We start from the raw sequence: 23,269 nt of genomic DNA, 5'->3' as shown, positions 1-23,269 counted from the left end.
GGACCGCCTCCGAGATCCAGCCGCTTCCTGACAGGTAATGAGAATTGCGAATGTGTCAAACATCTAAGCTCAGCTCACTCAGGATTATAAGCTTCTGCGAATGCGCGCTTGTCTACACTTTATCGGAGGTTGCTTCCGTCGCTGCTGGACGAAACCGCGCGTCTCGAGATCTCCACGGGAGGCGTTCCCATCACAGTCGCCGCGCCGGAGCGCACGCTCGGCAAAGGCTCTTTCTCAGAAATCCCACTCGCCGCTCACATCAAGTAGAGTACAGGCCGACTACACCAGACATGACCTGGAGGCGCGCCATCAGGGTTCGCTCTGCACGATCAGGAGCATCATCAACAATCGCTTGAGCCCACCTAGCTTTTGCCTCATCTCTCCGCCTCGATATACCCCGGTCCCGGCCGCACGTCTTGTTCGATCCCGCGTCGCGCCAGCTATGGCGTTAACTCGTCGGCTGGCGGGTCGGCTGAGCCCAAATACCTTGAGCCGTGCCACGCCCAATCAATGCCTCAGAACATCTAGGCATGCCAGACCGACCGCACAGTCACCCGGAAGCTCAAATGATCGCTTACTCGGCCAGCTCAGCTGCCAGTGTGTCCCGTCTGGCCGGGGCTAGGCCCCCACTACGGAAGGGAGATCCTGTCGTGCCGGCACAGATGACCAGCGCCGTGCGTGGTTAGGTCCGCGAAACGGGAACTCGCAGGCATCGCACCAACCAGCACGCGCGTTTGTGGCCCGATTGACAGACCATGTTGCGCTTCACGCAGGAAAGCGAATACCGCAGACCCACCAACTGAAGGAATGACATGACTCAAGACCAACGGCCCTGTTTGGCTTCGCTCCTCAAAACCTGCTGCGCCATCGCTCTTGCTGTCGCAGTGACAGCTGTAATCCCGGAGCAGGTAAACGCTCGCGATCAAGCCGCGACCGCCGAGGAGAGAGAGGCTTGTATGGAGGACGTGTTCCGCCTTTGCAGCAAGCACATACCGGATCACGTCGCTATCAGTGCTTGTCTCAGGTCGGAGCACGCGAGCCTCAGTCAGCAATGTCGCTACGTGATCTCCTCGCGAGATACTGGCAAGAAAAACAGCGACTCGAAGTGAAGGATCGGGCGGCCTGTTCGCTTGCCTCACGCCCGGAAACGGCCCTGGCTGAACCTGCAGGACGGTCACGCGAGGCCGGGCGGGGCGACGAGCACGGCCGCTCACAACTGACGGACGCTCTGGTCCCATCGCGCTCATCCGGATAGGCAAATGCACAAATTGCCCTTCGATACAGTTCTGATCGCCGACAGGGGCGAGATAGCCGCTCGCATCGTCAAAACGTTACGCAAGCTTGGACTACGTTCTGCAATTGTCTACCACGAGGTTGACGCGAAGACCCCCGCCATCTCCATGGCCGACCTGGCGATTCCGATCAGCGGCCACACGCCGATCGCAAGTTATCTGGACATTGCGCAGATCATCGCGGCCGCCCACAAGGCGAGCGCGGGCGCGCTGCATCCCGGTTATGGGCTGCTTTCCGAGAATGCGGAGTTCGCCAGGACGGTGATCAAGGCCGGTATCGCGTTCATCGGTCCCGCTCCAGAAACTATCGAACTGATGGGTGACAAGATCCGCGCGCGCAATTTCGCTCAGTGCAACGGCTTTCCAGTCGCGCCCTGTGCCATCGAAGAAGATGATCCGGCGACATTTGTTTCGAGAGCGCAGGCGATGGGAGTTCCTTTGCTCGTCAAGCCATCAGCCGGCGGCGGCGGCAAGGGCATGCGGATTGTACGCGACCTTAATACGTTGGAGGCAGCCATCGAGCAGGCGCGCAGTAAAGCGGGCCGCTACTTTGGAGATGACCGACTCTATGTCGAACGATATATCGAAAGCCCGCGGCATATCGAAGTACAGGTGCTCGGTGATTCCTTTGGTAACCTGATCCATCTGTTCGAGCGCGAGTGTTCGGTGCAGCGCCGTTTCCAGAAGATCATCGAGGAAACGCCCTCGCCTGCGCTATCACCGGAATTGCGGACTCGAATTTGCGATACCGCGGTCGGCATCGCCCGTGCAGCGAACTACCGGAATGCAGGAACCGTCGAATTCATCCTCAACGAAGGAGATTTCTACTTCGTCGAAATGAATACACGCCTTCAGGTCGAGCATCCGGTGACCGAGATGATCACTGGCGTCGATCTGATCGCCGAACAGGTCTATGCGGCAGCAAGCCGCGAACTTGCATTCTCGCAGTCCGACATCGTTTCAAGCGGGCATGCAATCGAGCTCAGGCTGTACGCGGAGGCTCCCGAACGCGGATACGTTCCTGCCACCGGCAAAGTACTTCTTCTCGAGTATCCAAATGGCGTACGGATCGACAGTGGCATCATGCAAGGTCAGGACATCACGCCCGCGTTCGATCCCATGCTCGCCAAGATTATTCTGCATGCACCAAGCCGCATAGAGGCTGCTCTGAAAGCCCATCGGGCGGTTCGCGAACTGGTTCTACTTGGGTGCGAGACCAACGCAAACTTGCTCGCCCGGATCCTTTCCGACGAGGCATTTCTCGGCGGTCAGTTTCATACGGGATACCTTGAAGAAAACCCGCATCTCGCAGCAGGCAATTCTGCTGCCGGAATGTCTGCGTTCCTGGCATCGGCGGCTCTCCTGACGAAGCCGGTGCGCGACTCGGCCGATGCCGTTCCCGAGCTTCACTCAGCGCTCGGCAGTTGGAGAAATTGACGTGTATCACTCATTCGAGGTCGACGGCGTAGATCATAAATTGTGGCTTTCAGCCAGCCAGCAGGGCTACCGCCTCCATTTGCGAGACCAGGTGATTGCCCCCGTCGCGTTTACCCAGCGCAGCGACAGTAGCGGAATCCTGACCATTGCGGGTGAGAGCGAACCGGTCAGGTTCGCGATCGACGGGGAGTGCATCCATCTCCATATCCGCGGCAGAACGCGCATTTTGCGCTACAGCGATCCACTGCGAACCTGTGCTTCCGGCAATAGCGAGACCCCTCCCCTGGTGGCCCGGGCGCCGATGCCCGGCGTGGTTGTTGCGATCACGGTTTCGCCTGGTGAATCAGTCTCGGCGGGAATGGCGCTGATGATGATTGAAAGCATGAAGCTGGAAACAATCATACGATCACCCCGGGGATGGCATCGTCGAGCGAATTCACGTCAAGGAAGGCGAGAGCTTCGAGCACGACGCCGTGCTCGTCACGCTGTTCAACGAAGGGCTCTGAAATGCAGCGGATCGGTTCTGCGGCGGACGTGAATTCGCAGGAGTTTCGTCGCAACGACTTCCATAACAGACAACTCGCCGCCGAATTGAAGGAGCACCAACGCCTCGCCCGCTTCCACAGACCCGAGCGGGACTTCGAGCGGCTGCGCCGGCAGAATAAACTGTTTGTTCGCGAGCGGCTCGCGGCGTTGCTCGATCCGGAAACTCCGCTCCTGGAGCTTTCCACGCTAGCCGCTAACAAGGCCTACAACGGTGAAGTGCCCGGCGCCGCCCAGGTGGTCGGCATCGGCATCGTTGCAGGTCGCGAAGTGATTGTTCACGCTGACGATTCCAGCGTGAAGAGCGGCGCGTGGTATCCGCTCTCGGTCAAGAAGATCGTGCGAGCCCTGGATATAGCCATCGAAAATCGCCTGCCGGTGGTTCATCTGTGCGACTGCGCCGGCGGCTTCCTGCCTTTGCAGGCGGAGTTCTTCGCTGATCGCTACCATGCCGGTCGCATTCTGCGCAATCAGTCCATTCTCTCGAAGATGGGAGTACCGCAGGTCGCCATCGTCATGGGCCACTGCACCGCGGCAGGGGCCTACGTCCCGGCGCTTAGTGAATATAACATTATGGTCGAAGGTACGGGAGCAATTTTTCTCGGCGGCCCTCCGGTCGTGAAGGCTGCCACAGGCGAACAAGTCTCCGCCGAGGAGCTGGGCGGTGTCCTCATGCACACCAGCGTGTCGGGCACCAGTGATTACTTTGCAAGCTCCGAGATCCACGCAATCGCGATTGCCCGCAACGTCGTCGCTCGCTTCCACCAGCCGGCGAAGACCCGGATCGATCACGTAACCCCAGAGCCGCCCGCCTATGATGCGTCCGAACTCTACGGTATCATTCCAAAGGACACGCGAGCGCAGTTCGATATGCGGGAGATCATCGCTCGTCTGGTCGATGGCAGTCGATTTCATGAGTACCAGCCACGCTATGCGACATCACTCGTATGCGGCTTTGCCCGGCTCCATGGATATCAAGTCGGAATCATTGCCAATAATGGCGTGCTGTTCGGCGACAGCGCGCTAAAGGGTGCTCATTTCATTCAGTTATGCGACAGGAACCGGACGCCTCTGCTCTTCCTGCAGAACGTCACGGGCTTCATGGTTGGCCGCGAATATGAGCGGCGTGGGATCACCAAGGACGGCGCCAAGCTGATCATGGCTGTGTCCGGCGCGTCTGTCCCAAAGTTTACAATCATTTGTAATAGCTCCCACGGCGCAGGAACTTACGCCATGTCGGGACGCGCGTTTGATCCTCGATTTGTGTTCAGCTGGCCGAATTCCCAGATCTCTGCGATGGGTGCCGAACAGGCTGCCGGTGTTCTCACCCATGTCAAGGCGAGACAATTGGCTCGCGCCGGGCGCCACCTCTCGGAGCAGCAACTGGCAGCCATTCGAGAGCCAGTTCTTGAAGAATATCGCGAGCGGTCAAGCGCCTATTATGCGACGTCCGAAATCTGGGACGATGGCATTCTTGATCCTGTCGATACCAGAACCGCCCTCGCAATCGCGTTGAGCGCTTCGCTCAATGCGCCGATCGACGCGCCGCAGTACGGCGTATTCCGACTGTAAAGCAGGACCAAACACTTGCGGCTCGCCCCGACACAGGCGGATCGGCGGAAGTCTCCATTGCTGTATGAAGGTAGCGTCCTGCGCACACTCATTTACAATCTGGCGGGGCTGTTTTGTGGGAGCGAGATCAGCACCGAAGCCACTTCAACGCGCCAGGACGGTGGTACCGGCAAGCCGCAAGGCTTCGAAGGATGCGGTGTCGGCAGGAACATCCTGATCAAGAGTCCGCTGCTGACGCACAAGCGCGGCAGCAGACACTGCCGTCGGCGCTGGCGCCATGCGACTGCACTGTTCTCATCGGCCGCCGATCTCTTGTCGAAGGCACGACGAAATGGACAGCTTGACTCTCACGTAGCGTCAGGTTGTAGCCTTCCCAGGACGCCGGCGGCCAAACCGACCGATACCTCAAGCGTCAACGACGCATCTGCAGCGCGCGGATGGGTCGGTCAGCTTCATCAAGGCAGCCGATGTTTCTTCAACGAAAGCCCCGTCGAACGGAAGAGCCCCAGATTTGGACAAGGAACGTGTGAAGTTCGATGGAAGCGCTTAAATCGATCATCGGCAAAGTTGCCAACGGCGCCACTCTGACGCGTGAGGAAGCTGCGTCAGCATTCGACAGCATGATGTCGGGTCATGCGACTTCCTCCCAGATCGGTGGCTTGTTGATGGGATTGCGAGTCAGGGGCGAAACGGTCGAAGAAGTCACCGGCGCAGCCTCCGCAATGCGCAAGCGAATGCCGCAGGTCGAGGCGGCATGCGACCCCATCGATATCGCTAGCACGAGCGACACCGTTGCCTATTCGGTCGACGTGTCGACGTGCGCCTCCTTTATCGTCGCCGGCGCCGACGTTCCTGTTGCCAGGCATGCCAACCGCGTTGCGTCCTCAGGTTCAGGCGCAGCAGACGTGTTGGCGCGTCTCGGGGTCAAGGTCGATCTTAAGCCTGAGGCCGTTGCACGTTGTGTGCACGAAGCCGGCATTGGCTTCTTGTTTGCGTCAGCCCACTATCCGGCGGCGCAGCGCGTTGGCCAGATCCGGACGGCACTTGGGATCCACACAATCTTTAATCTGCTAGGGCCCCTGTCCAATCCGGCCAGGGTCAAGCGGCAGACCGTTGGTGTATTCTCTCGCGAATGGATCCAGCCTCTGGCGTACGTGTTGAAGAACCTCGGTGCCGAATCGGTATGGGTGGTTCATGGCTCGGACGGGCTCGGCGAAATAACCCTCACCGGCCCGACCTTTGTTGCCGCGCTTGAGGCGGGTACAGTCCGCGTCTTCGAAGTGACGCCGGAACAAGCCGGGCTTCCCCGCTGCCGCAACGACGCGCTGCAGAGCGGCAGCGATGCCGAGGCTAATGCCGTCGCGTTGCAAAGCGTGCTCGATGGCTCACCAGGTCGATTTCGCGACGCAGCACTTTTGAACGCGGCGGCGGCATTGATCGTGGCCGGCCGGGCCTCGACGCTGCAGGAAGGCGTAGCAGTTGGACAAGATGCGCTTGACCGTGGCGCGGCAGCCGCTCGACTGAAGCGCTTGATCGCGGTTTCCAACGCGTGACAGCCGAGTAGATGTTCCAAAGTTCCGACGAAGGCCGACGCTCACAAGCGCGCACAGATTGCAGCTACGAATGGGCGTCGCTTCCGCGGGACATCGAGGAGCATGCGCCACCTGCCCGCGCCGTGATCAAAGCAATTCGCGTTAAGGGCGCGGTGCGGGAGCCAACCCTGTTCATCGGCGAGAGCCTATTGCAGTCCCCTATTGCCGAGGTGGGGACCCAACGGCGTGCGCTGCGCTCCAAAGGAGATGAATCAGATGATGTCCTCGCAGAACGTGGAAGCACACGGATCTATCGCAATGATCGAACGCATCATTCGGAAGTTTCGCGAATTGATCGATAAAGATAGCTCCATCCCGCCGGAGCTGCGGCGTGTTCTGCACGCGACGCTCGATGAGCATCTTCTCGATGCAAAAAAGCGTGTTCTCTTATGAGTGCATTAAGCGCGCCGATGCCGCAACGCGGCGAGATATTGCACGTCCGTCAGGTCATCATTGAGCTGATCTAAAGGACATCGATGTCATACCCGGTCTCAATCCGTGAACGCTGGTCACACATTGCGACACCGCGCGCCCGATTGCAGGCGCAAGAGGAATCCAAGTCATCTCTGGTAACGGAGGAATCATAAATGCAGCATAACTCCAGAGGCAGATCATGAGCCAGCAGTTCGTTCCTGTGGTTGGGGACATGCCGTCTGTCCAGCCGGCAGAGTTCCGTCAGGCCATGCGAAATCTGGCCAGCGGTGTGGCCATCGTAACGACCGGAAGGGCCGCCGGACGACGTGGACTGACGGTGAGTTCTGTAACGTCCATCTGCATGGAGCCGCCGTGCCTGCTCGTCGGCATCAATGCCCGCTCTGAGGCGCATGATGAGATACTCGCGAGCGGCAGTTTTGGAATCAGTCTTCTCCGCGGTGATCAGAAGGACCTTGCGCTGAGTTTTGGCGGTCAGGAGGCGGCGAAAGGTGTTCACCGCTTCAATACCGCTCCCTGGGATCAGGGCGTCCTCGATGTACCGCTATTGGCGAACGCATTTTGCGCGCTCGAATGCGTTTTGTATGATCATAAGATGATTGGCACACATACGATCTTTATCGGACGAATTGTCGCGGCCCGGGCTGGTCACGGCAATCCATTGATCAACTTCCAGGGCGCGCTTCGACCCTTGCCGCCTGATCGAGTGCGGTTGTACAGAATGCCGTCAGGACGGCAGAAGCGTTGAACGGACGATCGATAGGGGAGCGGTAGTCATCGAACAATCGTCCGGGCAACTGGTGGATGGATTTGGTCTTTTACAGGGTTCAGCTTGTATTGAAAAGTCCGCGCACCTCGCGACTAACTAACGCCGTACGGCAGCTTGAGCCTGCATAGTCCCGACGAAAACTACCAGCTTTGGTAGCTCAGTTATCGTCGGCAGGCGCGTAGCATCATTGCCGCGGCAAGATCAGGGTTCGAAGTCACACTGCGTCACAACAATCGGCCAATCTGAAGATCTCCGTGCGCGATCCTGATGCGGGCAAGTGGATCGTACCATGATCTTGCGCGAGCGATGAAAGTCGAATTCGAGGGCGCCAGACAACTATGTCCAGCAACCCGTTTGAAACCTCCGCGATCCTCGACGGCATCCGTCGTTGGGTCGAGATCGAGTCCCCGACGGAGCGGCCGGATCAGGTCAACAAGCTGGCTGATCTCGTCGCGGCGGGCTATCGCGACCTGCCGGCCAGCGTCGAGCGCGTTGCGGGGCGCAACGGCTGCGGCGATCACCTGGCCGCACGCTCGTCCTGGGGGCAGGACGTTCCGGGCATTCTGGTGCTGAGCCATCTCGACACCGTTCATCCGATAGGATTCATCGAACGGTTACCATTCAAGATCGAAGGCGACAGCGCGTTCGGCCCCGGCATCTACGACATGAAGGGCGGCGCCTATCTCGCCTATCATGCGTTCCGGCAGATCTGCGCCGATGACGCACGCCCGCCGCTCGGCATTACCCAGCTCTACGTATCGGACGAGGAGATCGGCAGCCCCACCTCTCGGACGCTGATCGAGGCCGAGGGCCGCAAGGCCAAATACGTGCTGGTGACCGAGCCCGCGCGCGAGGGCGGCAAGATCGTCACCGGACGCAAGGGCGTTGGCCGCTTCAAGGTGTCCATCAAGGGCGCACCGGCGCATGCCGGCACGCGTCGGAAGGACGGCCGCAGCGCAATCCGGGAACTCGGCCATGTGATCCAGACACTCGAGGCGATGAACGATCTCACGCGCGGCATCACCGTGAATGTCGGCGTCGTCCGCGGCGGCACCAAGCCGAACGTGATCGCCGAAGAGGCGTATGCGGAAGTCGACATGCGGGTGCCGACCATGGCTCATGCCGACGAGCTGGTGCCGAGGATCCTCCGCATGACTTCGCGCACCGATGGCGTCAGCGTGAAGGTGTCAGGCGAATTGAACCGTCCGCCGTATGAAAAGAGCAACGCCGGCGCCGCGCTTTACAAACACGCCAGGCAGCTTGCTGCCGGGATGGGATTCGAACTGCTCGACGCGTTCAGCGGCGGCGGCTCCGACGGCAATTTCACCGCGCCGCTTACCGCGACCCTCGACGGCCTTGGCGTCGACGGCAAGGGCGCGCATACGCATTATGAGCAACTCTACACCTCATCGATTGAACCTCGCGCGCGGCTGCTGTATCGCCTCTATCAGACACTACGCTAATTCAAGCAACAGGCGAAGTCCGCGACCGCGACGTACGTTGGAAGAGAGCGGGCGGCACATCGCAACGGCTCGTCCCGCGAAGCCGCAAGTGCCATACGCTGCCCGACCATCACGCCGACCTGATCGAAACGATGATCAGATCCACCACTTGGCACGGCAGCTCGGCTGCGGGCAGAAGCGACCGAGCTGTTCAATGGTACAGCGGACGTCGGCGCGCAATTGGCGGCAGGCAGCGAGCACCCGATCGTGGACGCGCGAACGTTTCCGACAACGGACTTGTCGGCTGCGAAACTAACGGGAGGGCAGACTTTCTGACGCAGATCGCGCGCTGCAAGCTGTCCACTCACCCCGGCGGTCGGTCCCGCCAAACCCTTTGGCATGTTCACAGAGATTGCCAGAAAGGGCTTGAATCGGACCTAACGTTAAGTTGTACGATCTTGAGGTTGGCACGCATCTTCCTCCGCCGCCGGGATTGTGAAGGATTGACGAATGTCTCAGCTGGTCAGAGCCGCCCCGCATTGGTTGGTCATGATCTTCATTCCCGACGGCGTGTCGGTCGAAACAGCTATGCAGCGCGTCTTGACCGCAACCTTACGGCTCGCAGCTAGCTGCCAATGGTCGAGCATTCCAGAACCGATACTATGTGGCTGCCGTAAGCCGGGTCAGCAGCGAGCAGGTGAGGTCAGAAGAGATCAATGTAGACCTCGATGCAGCGCCCCCGCAGGGCGCCGCCGCTTCCCGACATTGAAGCCGACCCCTCCTCTGGCGGGACACCGCGCCAGAATCAGTTCACCGGACCGGCTTTTCGCTCTGTTCATACCGCCTTCCATGGCAGGGCATTCTCATCGCGCAAATGTGCGACAGACCATGAGCCTGCGGAGGTTTTCAAAGGGGCCTGAGCTGCAAGTATCGCTCGGCGCGACCGGCGCGGCATCCGAAGAGATTGCCTGGCATTCTGGAGTAGCAGGTTGAAAAAGCCCGACGGCGTCAACAAGGTCCTGTTGTTCGACCATATTGAGGGCCAATGCCGGGCCATCATCGGCTTCAAGGATGGAGATACCAGAGCTGCCTATATGTGCGGCGAGCCTGTCTGTCAAAAACCAGGCAAGAAACAGTCGTCGTGGTGCGCCTATCACCACGCGCAGATGCACACGACCACTGCCGAGCAGAACAGATCGGGTGATCAATCGCCCGAGATTCCTCAAGCAATATCCATTGTTCGTGATCCATGACAACCATCAATAACTGTGTTGTCCTGCTAGGTCTGCGTGATCATAGCCTCTGCAACGGGGAGCCGGAGCATGTCCCGCGAAGCAGTTCCGAGCTCCGGCTGAAGCGCATCGAAACGAACGTATTGTGCGGAGCTGAGGCATACGGGGAATAAGTTGGATCTCTGCACACTGGTTGAGCGCAACGCGGCGTATGCTCCCGACAAAGCCGCGATACGTTTCGAAGGACAGACTCTCAGCTACGCCAGCCTCACTCGACGGATCGAGCGGGTCGCTCGCGCCCTCAAGAGCCAGCTCGGCGTCGAGAGAGGAGACCGGATCGCGATCCTTAGCCTCAACCGACCTGATTATCTCGTGCTGCTCTATGCCTGCGCGCGGCTCGGCGCAATTCTCGTACCGTTAAACTGGCGCCTTGCGGCCGCCGAGCAGCTTTTCATTCTGTCCGACTCCGGGGCACAGGTGCTGGTGCTTGAGCAGGCCTTCGACGCAGTCTTGCCTGTTGTGACGAGGCACCTGCCCGATGCTTCTCTCGTCGGGTTGGACTTTGCGCCTCTCGGCGGAAACAAGCTGGACGATCTCCTGGACGCAGACTGTGGTGACGGACGCAATCGACGTGCGGACCTGTCTTGCCCCCTTCTGATCGTCTACACTTCGGGCACCACAGGCCGACCGAAAGGCGCCGTGCTGCGTCAGGAAGCGTTGCTCTGGAACGGCATCATGAGTCAGCACATGCATGACCTCACCTCGACCGATCACGCCTTGACTGTTTTGCCGCTCTTCCACGTCGGTGGCCTGAACATCCAGACGACGCCGAGTTTGCATCACGGCGCAACGGTCACTATCCACAGCCGCTTTACACCGGAGACCACGCTCGATGCGTTCGAGCGTGACCGGCCCACGCTGGCAGTCCTGGTGCCAGCCATGATGCAAGCCCTGACCAACAATGCCCGATGGGGCAGCACCGACCTGTCCGGGCTCAGAGCAATCTGTACCGGATCTACTATGGTGCCCCACCACCTTGTCGAGCTCTTTGTCGCGCGTGGCGTGCCGGTCCTGCAGGTTTACGGTTCGACGGAGACCTGCCCGATCGCTGTGTATACGAAACTCGGCGGGGGTCTCGTGCCTGAGGGGTCAAGCGGGCTCGCCGGTCTTTGCTGCGAAGCTGCGATCATAGATGATGCTGGCAGCGAGCTGCCGCCCGGTGATCCAGGCGAGATCGCAGTACGTGGGCCCAACGTCTTCTGCGGATACTGGAAGAATCAAGAGGCAACGCACGAGGCTCTGAATCTGGGCTGGTACCGCACTGGCGACATTGGTCGCCGCGACGCCGATGGATATTTCTGGATCCATGACCGCAAGAAGAACCTGATCATTTCCGGCGGAGAGAATATATATCCGGCGGAAGTGGAACGTGTGCTTGTGGGCCATCCGGATGTTGCAGATTGCGCCGTCGTAGGTCGACCGCATCCGCGCTGGGAAGAAGTACCGGTCGCTTATGTGATCAGGCGACCGGGCGCCCGGATCGAAGCGGAAGCGCTGATGGCGCATGTCCAGTCACAGCTCGCCCGTTTCAAGGTACCGCGCGAGATCATTTTTACGCAACAGCTACCGAAAACTGCGTTGGGCAAGGTCCGGCATTTTATGCTGAAGGAAGCCGGCACCCAATCAAGCTCGAAAGGCGACGGCAATTGAGGTCGGCGGATTGCAGGCTAGCGTACCTTCCAGCGACACGGCAGGTGACATCGTGACGGCGCGAAAAGACCTTTTCGGTCATGGCCACTACAGGTTGCGCGGCAGCCCACTTTGGCCGCCCCTCTCTGATCACATCCGAATGTGCGTAGGTCACTGATGCCGCGGATTATAATCATGAATGCCGGTACGGCCCAGATGTCGGGCTCCGATCTGACAGCAACTCAACTTTCGTTGGCCGCCAACTCGGCTTATCGTTCAGCGTGGTTTGCTCAGGAGGGCGACCTGATAGTCTCCCCGCTATCCATCCCGGCGGATCTGCTCTCCTATGTTGGCGCGACGCTTAATTTCGACGCCTCGACTCTTTTGTTGCTTGTACCTGAAGGCAGCCGCGAAGTGCCGGTCCTCAATGATTGCATACTGCTGTCCAACAGCATTGTTGAGCGAATCAACAGCCATATTCGTCAGAAATCATCCTGGAGCATGTATCCCTGCTACTCCAGTGAAGGCGTCGCACGCCTGGCGGCCGTGCTGGGCATACCGCAGACCGGGGACGACTTCGCTCTGCAGCGAGGGCCTGATCTGTTGAACCGCAAGAGCCACTTCCGCCAACTGGCGACAAGTGTCGCACTTCCGCTGCCCAATGGTTCCATAACGACGAATTCAAACGAACTGTTCCGAGCGGTCAGCTCGCTGCGGTCCGAGACCGGCAGCGTCATCGTAAAGCTGGACAATGGAGCCGGTGGGGCCGGAAATGTCATCCTGACCAGCAATGAAGGCGGTCCGCTACCCGGGGCAAGAGATACCCGGCGGATTGCCTGGCCGTCGTTTGATTCTGACGCACTTTGGTCTGAGATGACAAATGCATCATGCAAGACGCTGGTCGTTGAATCGTACCACCTGGCGCGATCTCTGTTCTATCTCGAGTATGAAATCGAGGGTGATGGCTCGATCGCTTTCATCAACAGTGGGAACATTCGACTGCGTCGGAGCACGGATCGATCTGAACGGGCTCTGATCTGGACAGGACTTGAGCTTCCAAGCGACCTGGGGAATGAGCAATGGTTGACTGCCCAGGCGCACGCCTACCGATTTGTGTCCCTTGCTCGTAGACTGGGATATCGCGGAATGATCAACATTGATGCCATTTTCTCGAACGACGGACGGCTGCTGTTTAATGAAGCGAACGGCCGGTGGGGTGGCGGCTCGGTGTTACACAGCATTGCCGTCCGGCTGCTGGGCTTCGACTATTCCGGCTACCACGTTGTTTTATCCGTGAGAAACGTTCGATCAAGCTCCCTCCAGATCGCGCATGATCGTTTCGCCAAGGACGGGTTTCTATTTGACCGCACGCGCAAGGAGGGTGTGATCCCGCTTGCCGCCGACCAGGAGGCCGGCACGGTGGAATGCGTTGTGATTGCGCGCGACAGGCCCGCGTCGCGCGATCTGCAGCACCGGCTGCTGTCGATGGCTTGATTGAGATCACGGGGGCTTGTCCAGCTCCTCCATTCATTCGAACTCGGCCCTGTGCCTGCAAAACCAAATCGAGAGATCAGCGCTCCTCAAGGCGGAGCCTGTGGTCGCGCTCATGCGCTGTTCAGCCGGCCGCCCGGCCTGGTGAGGACGGAATCGGTCCAGTGGCCTCTGTCAGCCCAAACCCCTCAGCCCTGAGCCGGTCCCGAAGTGTGCCGGCCGATCGGCGATGAGGCGCTCGAGGTGCAGCGGCTCATCGTCTGGCCGCTCGCCTTGCGCCAATGGTCCGATCAGCGCTCGCGTGGCGTCGACCACAAGCACTCCGCAATCATGGCCGTTCCGATGCCGGGCCTTGCCGGCAGGTTGCAGGCGGGAGCCGAGACGTGGCGAGCTGCTCTGCAACGGTGCTGTTGCGGGAGCCGGAGGAATCATAATGATAGGCAGAGGCTTCAGCTGAGGGGTCCGTTTCTGGCGCGTGACCCCTGCAACAACCCGGTCCCGCACACGCCGTCGCAAAGCGCCCCCAGCATCCGGCTGTTTTGCTAGTTGTGGTAGCTGTCGAGAACCTGATGACCGCTGGGCTTCCTGCGCCCGGCGCGAGAACACGATCGCGCACGCGTCGGCAAACCTGCCCAGGACAGTGACGATGTCTTGTCCCGATCTTGCCCCGGAACATCCCTTGGGGCATTGGCGGGCGATGAGCCTTCGCCGGGATACTCCGCGTGGTGGCCTTTGCAGGCATCGCGGTTAGCCGCAGGCCGAGCAACATTGGCCTCGCAAAGGACAGCTGGTCGCCGGCCTGTTCGCGGCAACTCCATGAGGCAGAACGCGCAGAGCAGTTGCGTCCCGCCGATAAGCCGTCCACCTTCACGAGCGTCAAAGCAATTTCCATCAAGTGGATCAGCTGAATTGACGGCGCCGTCCAGAGTGTCCCGGCGCGCTGGTCGCCTCGCTGCTCGTCGAAACGATGAACCTGGTTAGAGATGTTCGCCTGGTCGAAGAACCCGGCTTCCCGCCTTGAACTAATGTCCCGGCGCCGCTTCGGTCCAGTGGAACTTGGCAAAATCCGGCTGCACTGTTCAATGCGCGAGCCCGCGACACGGATCGTGAAGGGTCAAAGCTTCCGAGCGGCTTCAGCCGACGACCTTTAACGAGCCTGAGCGAAGGCCCATATTGCACAGCGACAAACGCCCCGCAGGACATCCACGGCAAGATGGGTCGATCTGCCGATCTCACCTCTTGAGAGCTCACCCGTTACTCGACTCATTCAAAGGCCATTCCCGCTAACTCACCTCACAGTGGTAGAGCTTTCGATGACGCGGCGGTTTGCACCGCTCCGTTTTGAACAGAAGTAGACCAGCGATCGGCGCTCGCCGGTGTGTACGGGCTTCACCTCATGCCGGAGCCTACATGTGGTAACAAGCACTGCCCCAAATGGCGGTCGAAATACCTGGTGTTCGTACGCGCTTGGATACACCACGAACTCACCGCCCTCGAAGTCTCGCGCGAGCTGCACAATCACTGAGTACTCAAAATCAGGGTCGCTGTCGGCATCCAAATGGATGCCAACGAAAGAACCAGGAGGCATACGATGCATCTGGCATCGGCGAATCACGAAATCTGGCGATCCTCCCAGGATCTTTTTTAGCGCGAAGCTACGGTCTTTCCTTTCAAGTAGTTCGATGATCTGCGCCGGCGCTGTACCGTTCACATTGGCAGGATTGCGACCAGGCGGATCGACCCTCACGCGTTTGACAAAGACGTTGTGCGAGTCACCGGCATCTCCCTGCCGCACTTCTTCTTCGGGAATCTCAGCCTGCAGCTGATCGATCCTCGTCAAGTCATCGTGGGTGAATAACGTCTGGGGGCCGATCACGACCGTACCTTTCACCAACAGCTCTATGCGGTATCTCGTCAGAGCCTCTTCTGATAGAAGACGGGATTTGTCACTCATTGTGCGAGCCATTCGAATTCACCTCCAGGTTTTGATTTTCAAGAGAGCATCCCAGGTCCCGGTGCATCGAGCGGAACGCTTGCTCCCAATGCTCGCCGTCGAACTCGTCTATTGCTATGCTTTCGATCGTTCTTTTATCCAGGCATCGAATATTCACGCTGAATCCGGAGGGGTTCGAGCGCGGCCTGTAGAATGGCTTAACGCCGCAAATCCGGCAAAAGGTGTGCCGAGCAATGTTCTTGTTGAACTGGTACGCAGTGAGGAATTCTTCGCCGCACTCGATGCCAAGCTTATCGCCAGGTACGAGCAGGTGCAGAAATCCGGACATTTGGCAGATTGAGCAATTGCATCGAACTGCAGACAGCTCTCGCGGCGCTCGGACGTAGAACTTGACAGAACCACAATGACAACGACCACGGTGTTCGATCTCCGCTCGACAATCTCCCTCAAGTGAGACAATTCGGAGCAGATCGCGGCACCACTGCAAGCTGAGCCGATAGGCTCGATCGAATTCACGCAAGAAACAGCGATGACGGTCAGCCGGCACAAGTTCGCCGATGAGCCGGCTTGTCATATCTGCGTGATATTTCTCCGCGGGATCTTCTCCGCCGACATGGTTTCTGAAGTACTCGAGATCGTCAAACCGGGCATCAAAGGTTTTGACCAGAGTGCTCCACAGCGACTGGATCATCTCCGCAGCATGCAGCTCGAAAGCGACCATGCTGGCGCAACGCACCAGAGGGTCTTTCGCTGACAACCCCACGTAGAGCGAATGCAGGTATCGCTTCGTTGTGGCGCCATAGCTGGGCTGTATTGCCCTGCCGAGTAGTCGCGATGCATCCTTTCTAAGCAGGTTCGAGTGGAAGCTTTCAGTCACCAGAATATCGGGCAGCGCCGCCTTGCCGCCCTGGATAACTCGGCTATAACCACCCGTCTCATCCCAACAGATGAAATTTGCGACCACGCTGGTCAGTTCAATGTCCCTCGGAAGATCTCGATTGTGACGTATTGTATCGAATATGAGATCCTTTTGCGACCCCGCCTGCAGGTACGGGAACGCCTGTGACATCGCCAGGTATTCAGGCAGCAGGCTGGCAACCTGCTCTTCGGACATCTCTGCAGCGAACGGATGTGGGCCAAACAGATTTCGCGCGCGCTCAGTCAAATACTCGCAGAATATCTGCGGAGGCTGATCTGGTGTAAATTGAGAAGCTTGAGAAGACGTCATTTGAACCTTGGCCATGAGGAGAGAACGAGCCCTGAAGAAGCGACTTGCCGTCGGCACCAACTACTGGCTAGTCGAGATCAACGGGCTCGCCGGCTCGATGGGGCTTGTGATCGCGTTCAACCATCCAGGCGAAATTCCCTTCTGCGCACCTTCGCGGCCACAGATAGCGGGGCATCATGAGCCCGGTCCTGTTCACGCATGGGAACATGTCCATTGATTGAAGCGGCGACGATCCCGTCGGATTCCGATCCAGGGCAGTCCGATGCCGTGAATGGCCCGTGCGGCCAGGCATCGCGTGCAGAATCATGGTGAGATATTGTGCCGCGCACGCCATCGGGAGCGCTCATGCCACATGAGGCAATGGGATATCTGATCGCGCGAGCGCTTGCCGCTGGGGACCCGTCGTGAAATGGATCAAGCCCTCGCGGTTGCTGCTCACTGCCGGTTCATGGCTCTCTGCGAGCCTGGTACGCGAAGGCCGGAACGAATCGCATCTGCCGGGCTCTTGGGGCCTTCGGCCGTCATCTGCGCGAGATTGTCGGCAGCTGGCCGGCACGAGAGTCTCGAAAAGACCGCCGCTGGTTCTTGCGCGTTCTGCGTCCACTCGTCCGCCCCCGTGTTCCTGTACCTTTCCAGCAATCGCCGTGCCAAACCTGGCCTCAGTCCTTAAGCTATTGAATTACCTTGATAAAAACATTCGCGCCGACTCGTCATTGCAGTGTATCGAGCCTGACAGGATTTGCGTGACTGTGGGAAAGCAAACAGGGAAGAAGAAGTGCAGCCCCTGCTCACGAGGGGCATACGGAATTGATCGCGGAGCTTGCTCGAGCATGCCTGATAGCTGGCCATGAGTTGGCGAAAGAAGAACCTCAGGCGCCGTCAAGTTTAATCTGAAGTAGAGGGAATTTGCGGCGATTGATGGTGAGAAGAGCTGGTTGCTCCGCGAACAAATCCTGAAATCTGTGCACCGATTGGCTGTCGCCAAAAATATGCCGAAAAGATCAGGCGCCTTCCGGTCGGTCGGTAATGTCTCCAACGACAAAGTCACGGCCTGATGCAATTGGGCTGGCGTGAGGTTTTCCGCAACCGGCCATTTTTGACGGGAAGGAAACTCGCGTGTCACAAACGTTGATTCAGCACGGGACGGTTAAATCGCGCATCAACGCGATCCTGCGTGCGACCAGCGGCAATTTCCTCGAGCAGTTCGACTTTTTCCTGTTTGGCTTTTACGCCAGCGCCATCGGACAAGCCTTCTTCCCATCGGGGAGCGAAACCGTCTCGTTGCTCAACACCTTCGGCGTGTTCTGGCTGGGCGCCTTAATGCGTCCAGTAGGCGCGGTCGTCCTGGGGGCCTATATCGACCAGATCGGCCGGCGAAAAGGCCTGATCATCACACTATCGATCATGGCGATTGGCACTGTGATCATCGCCTTTTGTCCCGGTTATGCGACAATCGGCATTGCCGCCCCGATTGTCGTTCTGGCCGGACGGCTGTTGCAGGGTTTTTCTGCCGGCGTCGAGGTCGGCGGCGTTTCGGTCTACCTTGCGGAGATCGCAACCCCGGGCAATCGCGGGCTCTATACCTCGTTTCAATCGTCCAGCCAGCAGGTCGCGATCTTTGTCGCGGCGACCGTGGGCTACCTGCTGAACGAATCGATGCCGGCGGAAACCGTGGCCTCCTGGGGGTGGCGCATTCCGTTCTTTCTCGGCTGCCTTATCATCCCGCTTATCTTCTTTCTTCGTCGAACACTGGAGGAAACCCCGGAGTTTCTGGCGATGAAGAAGCATCCCAAGGCCCGCGAGATCTTTGCCTCGGCGCTGGTCAACTGGCGCACTGTCGTCCTCGGGATGATGATGGCGACCCTGACCACAACGACCTTTTATTTCGTCACGGTTTACACGCCCACGTTCGGCAAGACCGTCTTGAAGCTGTCTGGCCAGGACGCCCTCTTGGTGACGCTCCTGGTCGCCCTGACCAACTTCATCTGGAATCCAATTGGCGGCGCCGTCTCCGACCGTATCGGTCGCAAGCCAGTTCTGCTCACCATTGCCGGGCTTGCGTTGGTGACCGCGTATCCGGCTTTGAACTGGCTGGTAAGCGCTCCCACTTTCGGCAAGATGCTGGCGGTCGCGATGATGTTCTCGTTCTATTTTGGTACCTATAGCGGAACTATGCTGGGTGCCCTGGTTGAGGTCGTGCCTGCGCATGTGCGCACAACCTGCTTTTCGCTGGCCTTCGCCCTCGCGGCCGCCTTGTTTGGTACCTTTACGCCACTGGCCTCGACCTGGCTCATTGAGCGCACCAACGACAAGGCTTCACCCGGATTTTGGCTGATGTTTGCAGCCGCGCTCGGCATCATCGCGGCACTGACTATCTATCGGGGGACCGCCAAGCCATCCAGAGCTGCGGTGCCTTCGCGCCCTGAACCGCATGATAGCCCCTTGGGCGTGCAAACCGCATCGCGCTAGCATGATGATCCGGCTGCAGACGTGCTCCATCTTCGTCGTCACGACCACGTGCGAAGCTGTGGTCTCGACGCCTGTGAACACGACCATACGCTTGTGCAGTATTGTGCTCTAAATCCATAAGCCAACTGCTTGTCGATGCGGCTGGTCCGCGATGGACCAGCTGACCAGGCCGGGTGACAGCCTGAGCCGCGCCTGGATAGACGTCAGGATTGAGGAAACTGACGGCGTCAGAGCAAATTGCGGTCCCTTGTCCAGGCGCCGCTTCATCACAGACGACCCCCAGCGATGCTTGATCTCTTCATTGATGAACCGCGACCGCCATGGCTTCGACCGATCGAACCGCACCAATATTCATTGTTCACCGCCTTGAGGAATCCGCCATTGTTCTTGTTCCACGGCAGCTTGCTCTTCTTGTATTTTTCCATCGACTCGTCCGTCGAGGTCGTTGACAGGGTAGGATGGGTGTGCAGCGGCTCATCCACCAGCATTTCATAGACGCGATGGCGGTTGTCCAATTCGTCGCTGGGGTCTTGTTTGCTGTAGAACTTGCGATAGGCGGGCGCCTTGGCCGGCGTAGTGACGGTGTGGAAATAGTGCCAGATCAAATCGGTTTTCCACGAGGGGTCGCGGGTATGGGTGTCGGACATGGAGACGTTCCATATAAGGTGTTCGGCTGCGGCGGCTGCGCAGCCTTTTCCCACTGCGGTCAGACCAGCCACGCTAAAAGGTTAGTCCCCGCGCTGTTGATGACGGTTGACCTGTCGCAGTGTGTCGGATTGCCGCAGGCATGAACACACTGAACTGCATTCAGTGGGGATGAAGCCCCGGGCCTCGACAGCATCATCGCGCGCCAGTGCTTGGAATGGGGGCAGATTCGATCGCAAGGAAATGGCAGCTCGTTGGGCGCAGCCTTACGCGAATGATTTTTAGCGTAGATCTCGGACGATCATCGACCGCCCGGCGCTTTCGCTCGGCAGTGGCTGGGCAGGCAGCTTGGCTTTGACGACGCTACGGCAGCCGTTCGCTTTTCGGATTGAACATAGGTTGCAACGAAGTAGAGCAGGCCGGCGATACACGCGGTCGCCAGGCTCGCGGCCAGTACGCGCATCCCACCTTGAAGCAGTAGCTTGCCTAGCTGGATCACCATGCCCATGAGATAAAGCTGAGTCGTTAATTGTCCGTACGACCGAGCCTGTTCGATGCAAGCAGCGAAGCTCCAAAATTCGGATTCGCGCACTGCCGTACGAAGCGGCAATTCTAGTGATTGCGCGTCAGGGACGATGAGGCGAAGCCTAGCGCGCTAGCGTTGGACTACAAGCCGTCCTTCGTCATAAGCGCGGAAACGCTCCTGCCAGACGAGATGATCTCAATCGACCGGAAGGCTGCAAAATGTCGGATTGGCTGTTGAGTACGCTAAGGACTCCGGCGACTTCCAAGCTGAATACACTCCGGGATCAGCGCTCGCTCCTCAGATACCCATCATCAACAAATGCCGGTGTCGGTGGTTGCGTGTCCAGGATTTGAAGTGCGTCAGGAGAAGCTCATGATGTCTAGCGGATGAAAGTTCTGCCGAGGTAAGTCTTAGCCAGACGCCTCGTAGCAAGTCTTGAGTCCGAACCGGTAACGGCAGGACCAAGCGTAGACAGCAAGCGTGCAGGGTGTGTATTGGGCCACGTAATGGGATCGTCGCGGTCGCCGAGGCTGCTTCAAAAGTCGAAGGCAACACCGGGATCTGCGCTAGAGGCGAGCAGGTTCTGGGCCGCCGGGGTCGGAGACCACATCACGCGCGCACAGAAATCATGGGAACCTGAGAACCCCTGTCGTGTGCTCCGGCTCGTCACCGGAGGGGGAATTGGTCGAGCGAAAAGCAGAAGCTTCCTCAGGCACGGCAGGGTGGCGGATCGGGGCGTAGTACTGTCGATGGCGGCGAAGGCAACGAGTCGACCGGAGGGAAGGCCCCGACTGATGGGAAACTCCGGTGAGCAGGCACGGGACCGGACACAGAGCCGGGTCATCCCGCCAGCCAATCTCACCAGGGTGAATGAGGCGGCCAAACGGTCGCGCCAGACCAGGTTCACGGCGCTGCTGCACCACGTTGACGTCGCTGCGCTCGAAAGGGCGTATCGACGGCTGCGGCGGCAGGCGGCGCCCGGGGTAGACGGGGTGACAGTGGAATCCTACGGGCCAGACCTCGAAGCTAATCTTCGCGATCTAGCCGACAGGGTCCATAGCGGCCGCTATCCTTCGACCTCGTCGAAAAAAACGACGGGGCGAACTTAAGGCAAGACGCAATTTGGCTGTGTCAGTCCGGGCTCCAAACAAGCATCGCTTGCGTCGCCTCGCTCCCTTGCGCGACTTTGCTGACCGGTATCACAGGCCGGTGGAAGTTTCAGATTCGGGCCCTGCCGGAAGGCTGCGTGATTTGATTATCCGTGTTGCCGCAAAGCACGTTGAAGACCATGCGCGAAACAAATTCGCGGAGCGTCTTTCCTGGCTCCGTGAAACGATGGTCGGATCATCCTGGCTGTTCGTACTGGCGTAACCGGCAAGTCCAGCCTGAGCCGCTTCGGGGCGCATAACGCGCATCTGCCTGTCGGGATGGCGCATCCTTCGATCGCTTTGATTTGTCGTCGGCATGGCTCTCCAGATCAAGCATCACGAACTTGACGCCGCAAGGTCGGCTTCGAGCTTGGGTTGGTGTGTGAAGATAGCGTCTATCAACGCCTGCGCCGGTTGCCCTGCTGCCTCGACAAGCGCCGCTTTCTCAGCGCGCGCAGAGGGAGCGAACACTCGCTTGACGACGGTTGGCGAGCCCTTGAGACCGCATTTGGAGACGTCCTCGACGCCGGCATCGTGCGCGCTCCATTTCACGATTGGCGCACGTGCGGCACGTAAGGCATCCGCCATCGCGCCGCGCCGGATCTGGTTTGTCGCCTCCAGCATGGTGATGAGACAGGGCAGCCTCGTGTGCAGCACCTGGACACCACCTTCGGAGCGTCGTTCCCGCTTCAATTGTACGTGCGGCGAGATCCAGCGATCTGACCTTGGCGACGTAGGTTAGCTGCAGCACGCCCAGCCGCTTTGCGATGCCGGGCCCAACCTGCGCGGTATCACCGTCGATGGTCTGCTTGCCGGTGAAGATGAGGTTTGTCGGGCCATATTCCTTACCAATTTTTCGGATGGCTGTTGCCAGTGCATACGTCGTGGCCAGGGTGTCGGAGCCCGCAAAGCAACGATCGGTGAGCAGTACGGCGCGATCGGCGCCGTAGGTCAGCGCCTTTCTCAAAGAGTCTTCCGCCGATGGCGGGCCCATTGTAAGCACGGTTATTTCGCCCCCGAACCGATCGCGCAGCTCCAGCGCGGCCTCGAGCGCGAAAAGGTCATATGGGTTGATGATGGTCGGCACGCCCTGACGCATGATCGTATTGGTCACGGGGTGCACGCGGATCTGCGCAGAGTCGGGAACCTGTTTGATGCAGACGACATTGTGCACGGAGTTGCTCCAAAAGTTGCGACAGTTGCGAAGAGAACCAGCAAGTATTGTACCATCCCGGCCCACTTTGGAATCCGCTGGCTACTACAGAGGCTTGGACGAAACCGATACGGCGCCCTCGCCCGGTGTTCGTGACGAGCGAATACCGACCGACACGCGTCGGGGCTGCGACAGCGCCGTTCCGCCGGGCACGTCAGCCGAGTGACGCCAGGATATCTCGCGGCAGATTACCGTCGTTCATCACGAGCGGCGGCGGATCGGTTGATGGCGAACGAAGCGCACCTGGCATCGGCGTCAGGCCGTCTGGCCTGTCAAGCGAAAGAAACGTCGTGAGGCGGGCGCAACCTGAGAACAAATTTGGACAAAGACAGATTCGATCGCGGCCGCGCCAGCGATGCTCGCGCTCAAGAACGTTCGTAACCAGACGACAGAGGCGACGCTGGGGGCGCGGTTGCTCAACGGTGGTGCCGTCCACATTTCAAGCCGCCGGCACTGGCCGCCTCGATCCGCATAGAACCGAAGACGAAGGCAGCATGAGTATTGCCACTCACCAATCCGAGGTCGATCGACGAATTTCCTTGATACGTCGGTTGGTGTCGGTCAGGGGGCCATCCGTTAGCACTCCTGGACCGTC

At 59.2% G+C, this 23,269-nt stretch carries 17 protein-coding genes and 1 pseudogene; 12 read left to right on the top strand and 6 right to left on the bottom strand.

Annotation, left to right across the window (positions count from 1 at the left end):
• The first annotated feature begins 1,259 nt into the window (after nucleotides 1-1,259).
• The gene (locus ACVWW1_RS42190; RefSeq protein WP_456659955.1) at nucleotides 1,260-2,729 is read left to right on the top strand and encodes an acetyl-CoA carboxylase biotin carboxylase subunit; all 1,470 of its coding nucleotides are present in this window, start codon (nucleotides 1,260-1,262) and stop codon (nucleotides 2,727-2,729) included.
• A gap of 49 nt (nucleotides 2,730-2,778) precedes the next feature.
• Here the strand turns inward: ACVWW1_RS42190 and ACVWW1_RS42185 are convergent, their stop codons facing one another.
• Both ACVWW1_RS42185 and ACVWW1_RS42180 read right to left on the bottom strand, forming a co-directional pair.
• Nucleotides 2,779-2,928 (bottom strand): hypothetical protein, encoded by a 150-nt coding sequence (locus ACVWW1_RS42185; RefSeq protein WP_456660866.1) that lies wholly within the window; start codon nucleotides 2,926-2,928, stop codon nucleotides 2,779-2,781.
• A gap of 32 nt (nucleotides 2,929-2,960) precedes the next feature.
• The gene (locus ACVWW1_RS42180; protein WP_456660865.1) at nucleotides 2,961-3,131 is read right to left on the bottom strand and encodes a hypothetical protein; all 171 of its coding nucleotides are present in this window, start codon (nucleotides 3,129-3,131) and stop codon (nucleotides 2,961-2,963) included.
• Here ACVWW1_RS42180 and ACVWW1_RS42175 point away from each other — a divergent pair.
• The 10 genes from ACVWW1_RS42175 to ACVWW1_RS42130 all read left to right on the top strand — a co-directional run bounded on the left by ACVWW1_RS42175 (nucleotide 3,052) and on the right by ACVWW1_RS42130 (nucleotide 14,399).
• Nucleotides 3,052-3,267: a biotin/lipoyl-containing protein gene (locus tag ACVWW1_RS42175; RefSeq protein ID WP_456660803.1), complete on the top strand. Its 216-nt coding sequence runs from the start codon at nucleotides 3,052-3,054 to the stop codon at nucleotides 3,265-3,267. The two genes, ACVWW1_RS42180 and ACVWW1_RS42175, sit on opposite strands and share 80 nt — an antisense overlap.
• Nucleotides 3,237-4,844: an acyl-CoA carboxylase subunit beta gene (locus tag ACVWW1_RS42170; protein ID WP_456659954.1), complete on the top strand. Its 1,608-nt coding sequence runs from the start codon at nucleotides 3,237-3,239 to the stop codon at nucleotides 4,842-4,844. The genes ACVWW1_RS42175 and ACVWW1_RS42170 overlap by 31 nt, the downstream gene beginning before the upstream one ends.
• A 536-nt stretch (nucleotides 4,845-5,380) precedes the next feature.
• Nucleotides 5,381-6,397 (top strand): anthranilate phosphoribosyltransferase, encoded by a 1,017-nt coding sequence (gene trpD, locus ACVWW1_RS42165; protein ID WP_456659953.1) that lies wholly within the window; start codon nucleotides 5,381-5,383, stop codon nucleotides 6,395-6,397.
• A gap of 297 nt (nucleotides 6,398-6,694) precedes the next feature.
• Nucleotides 6,695-6,829, top strand: a complete 135-nt coding sequence (locus tag ACVWW1_RS42160; RefSeq protein WP_456659952.1) for a hypothetical protein — start codon at nucleotides 6,695-6,697, stop codon at nucleotides 6,827-6,829.
• A gap of 220 nt (nucleotides 6,830-7,049) precedes the next feature.
• Nucleotides 7,050-7,616: a flavin reductase family protein gene (locus ACVWW1_RS42155; RefSeq protein ID WP_456659951.1), complete on the top strand. Its 567-nt coding sequence runs from the start codon at nucleotides 7,050-7,052 to the stop codon at nucleotides 7,614-7,616.
• A 359-nt stretch (nucleotides 7,617-7,975) separates the two neighbouring features.
• Entirely contained in the window at nucleotides 7,976-9,100 is a 1,125-nt protein-coding gene (locus tag ACVWW1_RS42150) for a M20 family metallopeptidase (protein ID WP_456659950.1), read from the top strand.
• A gap of 968 nt (nucleotides 9,101-10,068) precedes the next feature.
• Complete coding sequence (locus tag ACVWW1_RS42145; protein WP_456659949.1) at nucleotides 10,069-10,332, top strand: hypothetical protein; 264 nt, start codon at nucleotides 10,069-10,071, stop codon at nucleotides 10,330-10,332.
• A 153-nt stretch (nucleotides 10,333-10,485) separates the two neighbouring features.
• Entirely contained in the window at nucleotides 10,486-12,021 is a 1,536-nt protein-coding gene (locus ACVWW1_RS42140; RefSeq protein ID WP_456659948.1) for a class I adenylate-forming enzyme family protein, read from the top strand.
• Between the two features lie 174 nt (nucleotides 12,022-12,195).
• Nucleotides 12,196-13,494, top strand: coding sequence for a preATP grasp domain-containing protein (locus tag ACVWW1_RS42135; protein ID WP_456659947.1), 1,299 nt, complete (start codon nucleotides 12,196-12,198; stop codon nucleotides 13,492-13,494).
• 719 nt (nucleotides 13,495-14,213) lie between these two features.
• Complete coding sequence (locus ACVWW1_RS42130) at nucleotides 14,214-14,399, top strand: hypothetical protein (RefSeq protein ID WP_456659946.1); 186 nt, start codon at nucleotides 14,214-14,216, stop codon at nucleotides 14,397-14,399.
• Nucleotides 14,400-14,779: 380 nt separating this feature from the next.
• Here the strand turns inward: ACVWW1_RS42130 and ACVWW1_RS42125 are convergent, their stop codons facing one another.
• Both ACVWW1_RS42125 and ACVWW1_RS42120 read right to left on the bottom strand, forming a co-directional pair.
• A complete protein-coding gene (locus tag ACVWW1_RS42125; RefSeq protein WP_456659945.1) occupies nucleotides 14,780-15,445 on the bottom strand; it encodes a 2OG-Fe(II) oxygenase in 666 nt (221 codons plus the stop codon).
• Nucleotides 15,438-16,688 (bottom strand): GFA family protein, encoded by a 1,251-nt coding sequence (locus tag ACVWW1_RS42120; protein WP_456659944.1) that lies wholly within the window; start codon nucleotides 16,686-16,688, stop codon nucleotides 15,438-15,440. The genes ACVWW1_RS42125 and ACVWW1_RS42120 overlap by 8 nt, the downstream gene beginning before the upstream one ends.
• Nucleotides 16,689-17,789: 1,101 nt before the next feature.
• Here ACVWW1_RS42120 and tcuC point away from each other — a divergent pair.
• A complete protein-coding gene (gene tcuC, locus ACVWW1_RS42115; RefSeq protein ID WP_456659943.1) occupies nucleotides 17,790-19,142 on the top strand; it encodes a tricarballylate/proton symporter TcuC in 1,353 nt (450 codons plus the stop codon).
• A 266-nt stretch (nucleotides 19,143-19,408) separates the two neighbouring features.
• Here tcuC and ACVWW1_RS42110 read toward each other — a convergent pair whose 3' ends face one another.
• Together ACVWW1_RS42110 and ACVWW1_RS42105 are read right to left on the bottom strand one after the other, a co-directional pair.
• Nucleotides 19,409-19,789, bottom strand: coding sequence for a hypothetical protein (locus ACVWW1_RS42110; RefSeq protein ID WP_456659942.1), 381 nt, complete (start codon nucleotides 19,787-19,789; stop codon nucleotides 19,409-19,411).
• A 2,008-nt stretch (nucleotides 19,790-21,797) separates the two neighbouring features.
• Nucleotides 21,798-22,635: pseudogene (locus ACVWW1_RS42105) on the bottom strand (electron transfer flavoprotein subunit beta/FixA family protein).
• Nucleotides 22,636-23,269: the final 634 nt, after the last annotated feature.

The sequence above is a fragment of the Bradyrhizobium sp. JR3.5 genome, assembly GCF_054057015.1.
Note: the sequence above shows the minus strand (reverse complement) of the source record. Positions and strands in the feature narration are given on the sequence as shown.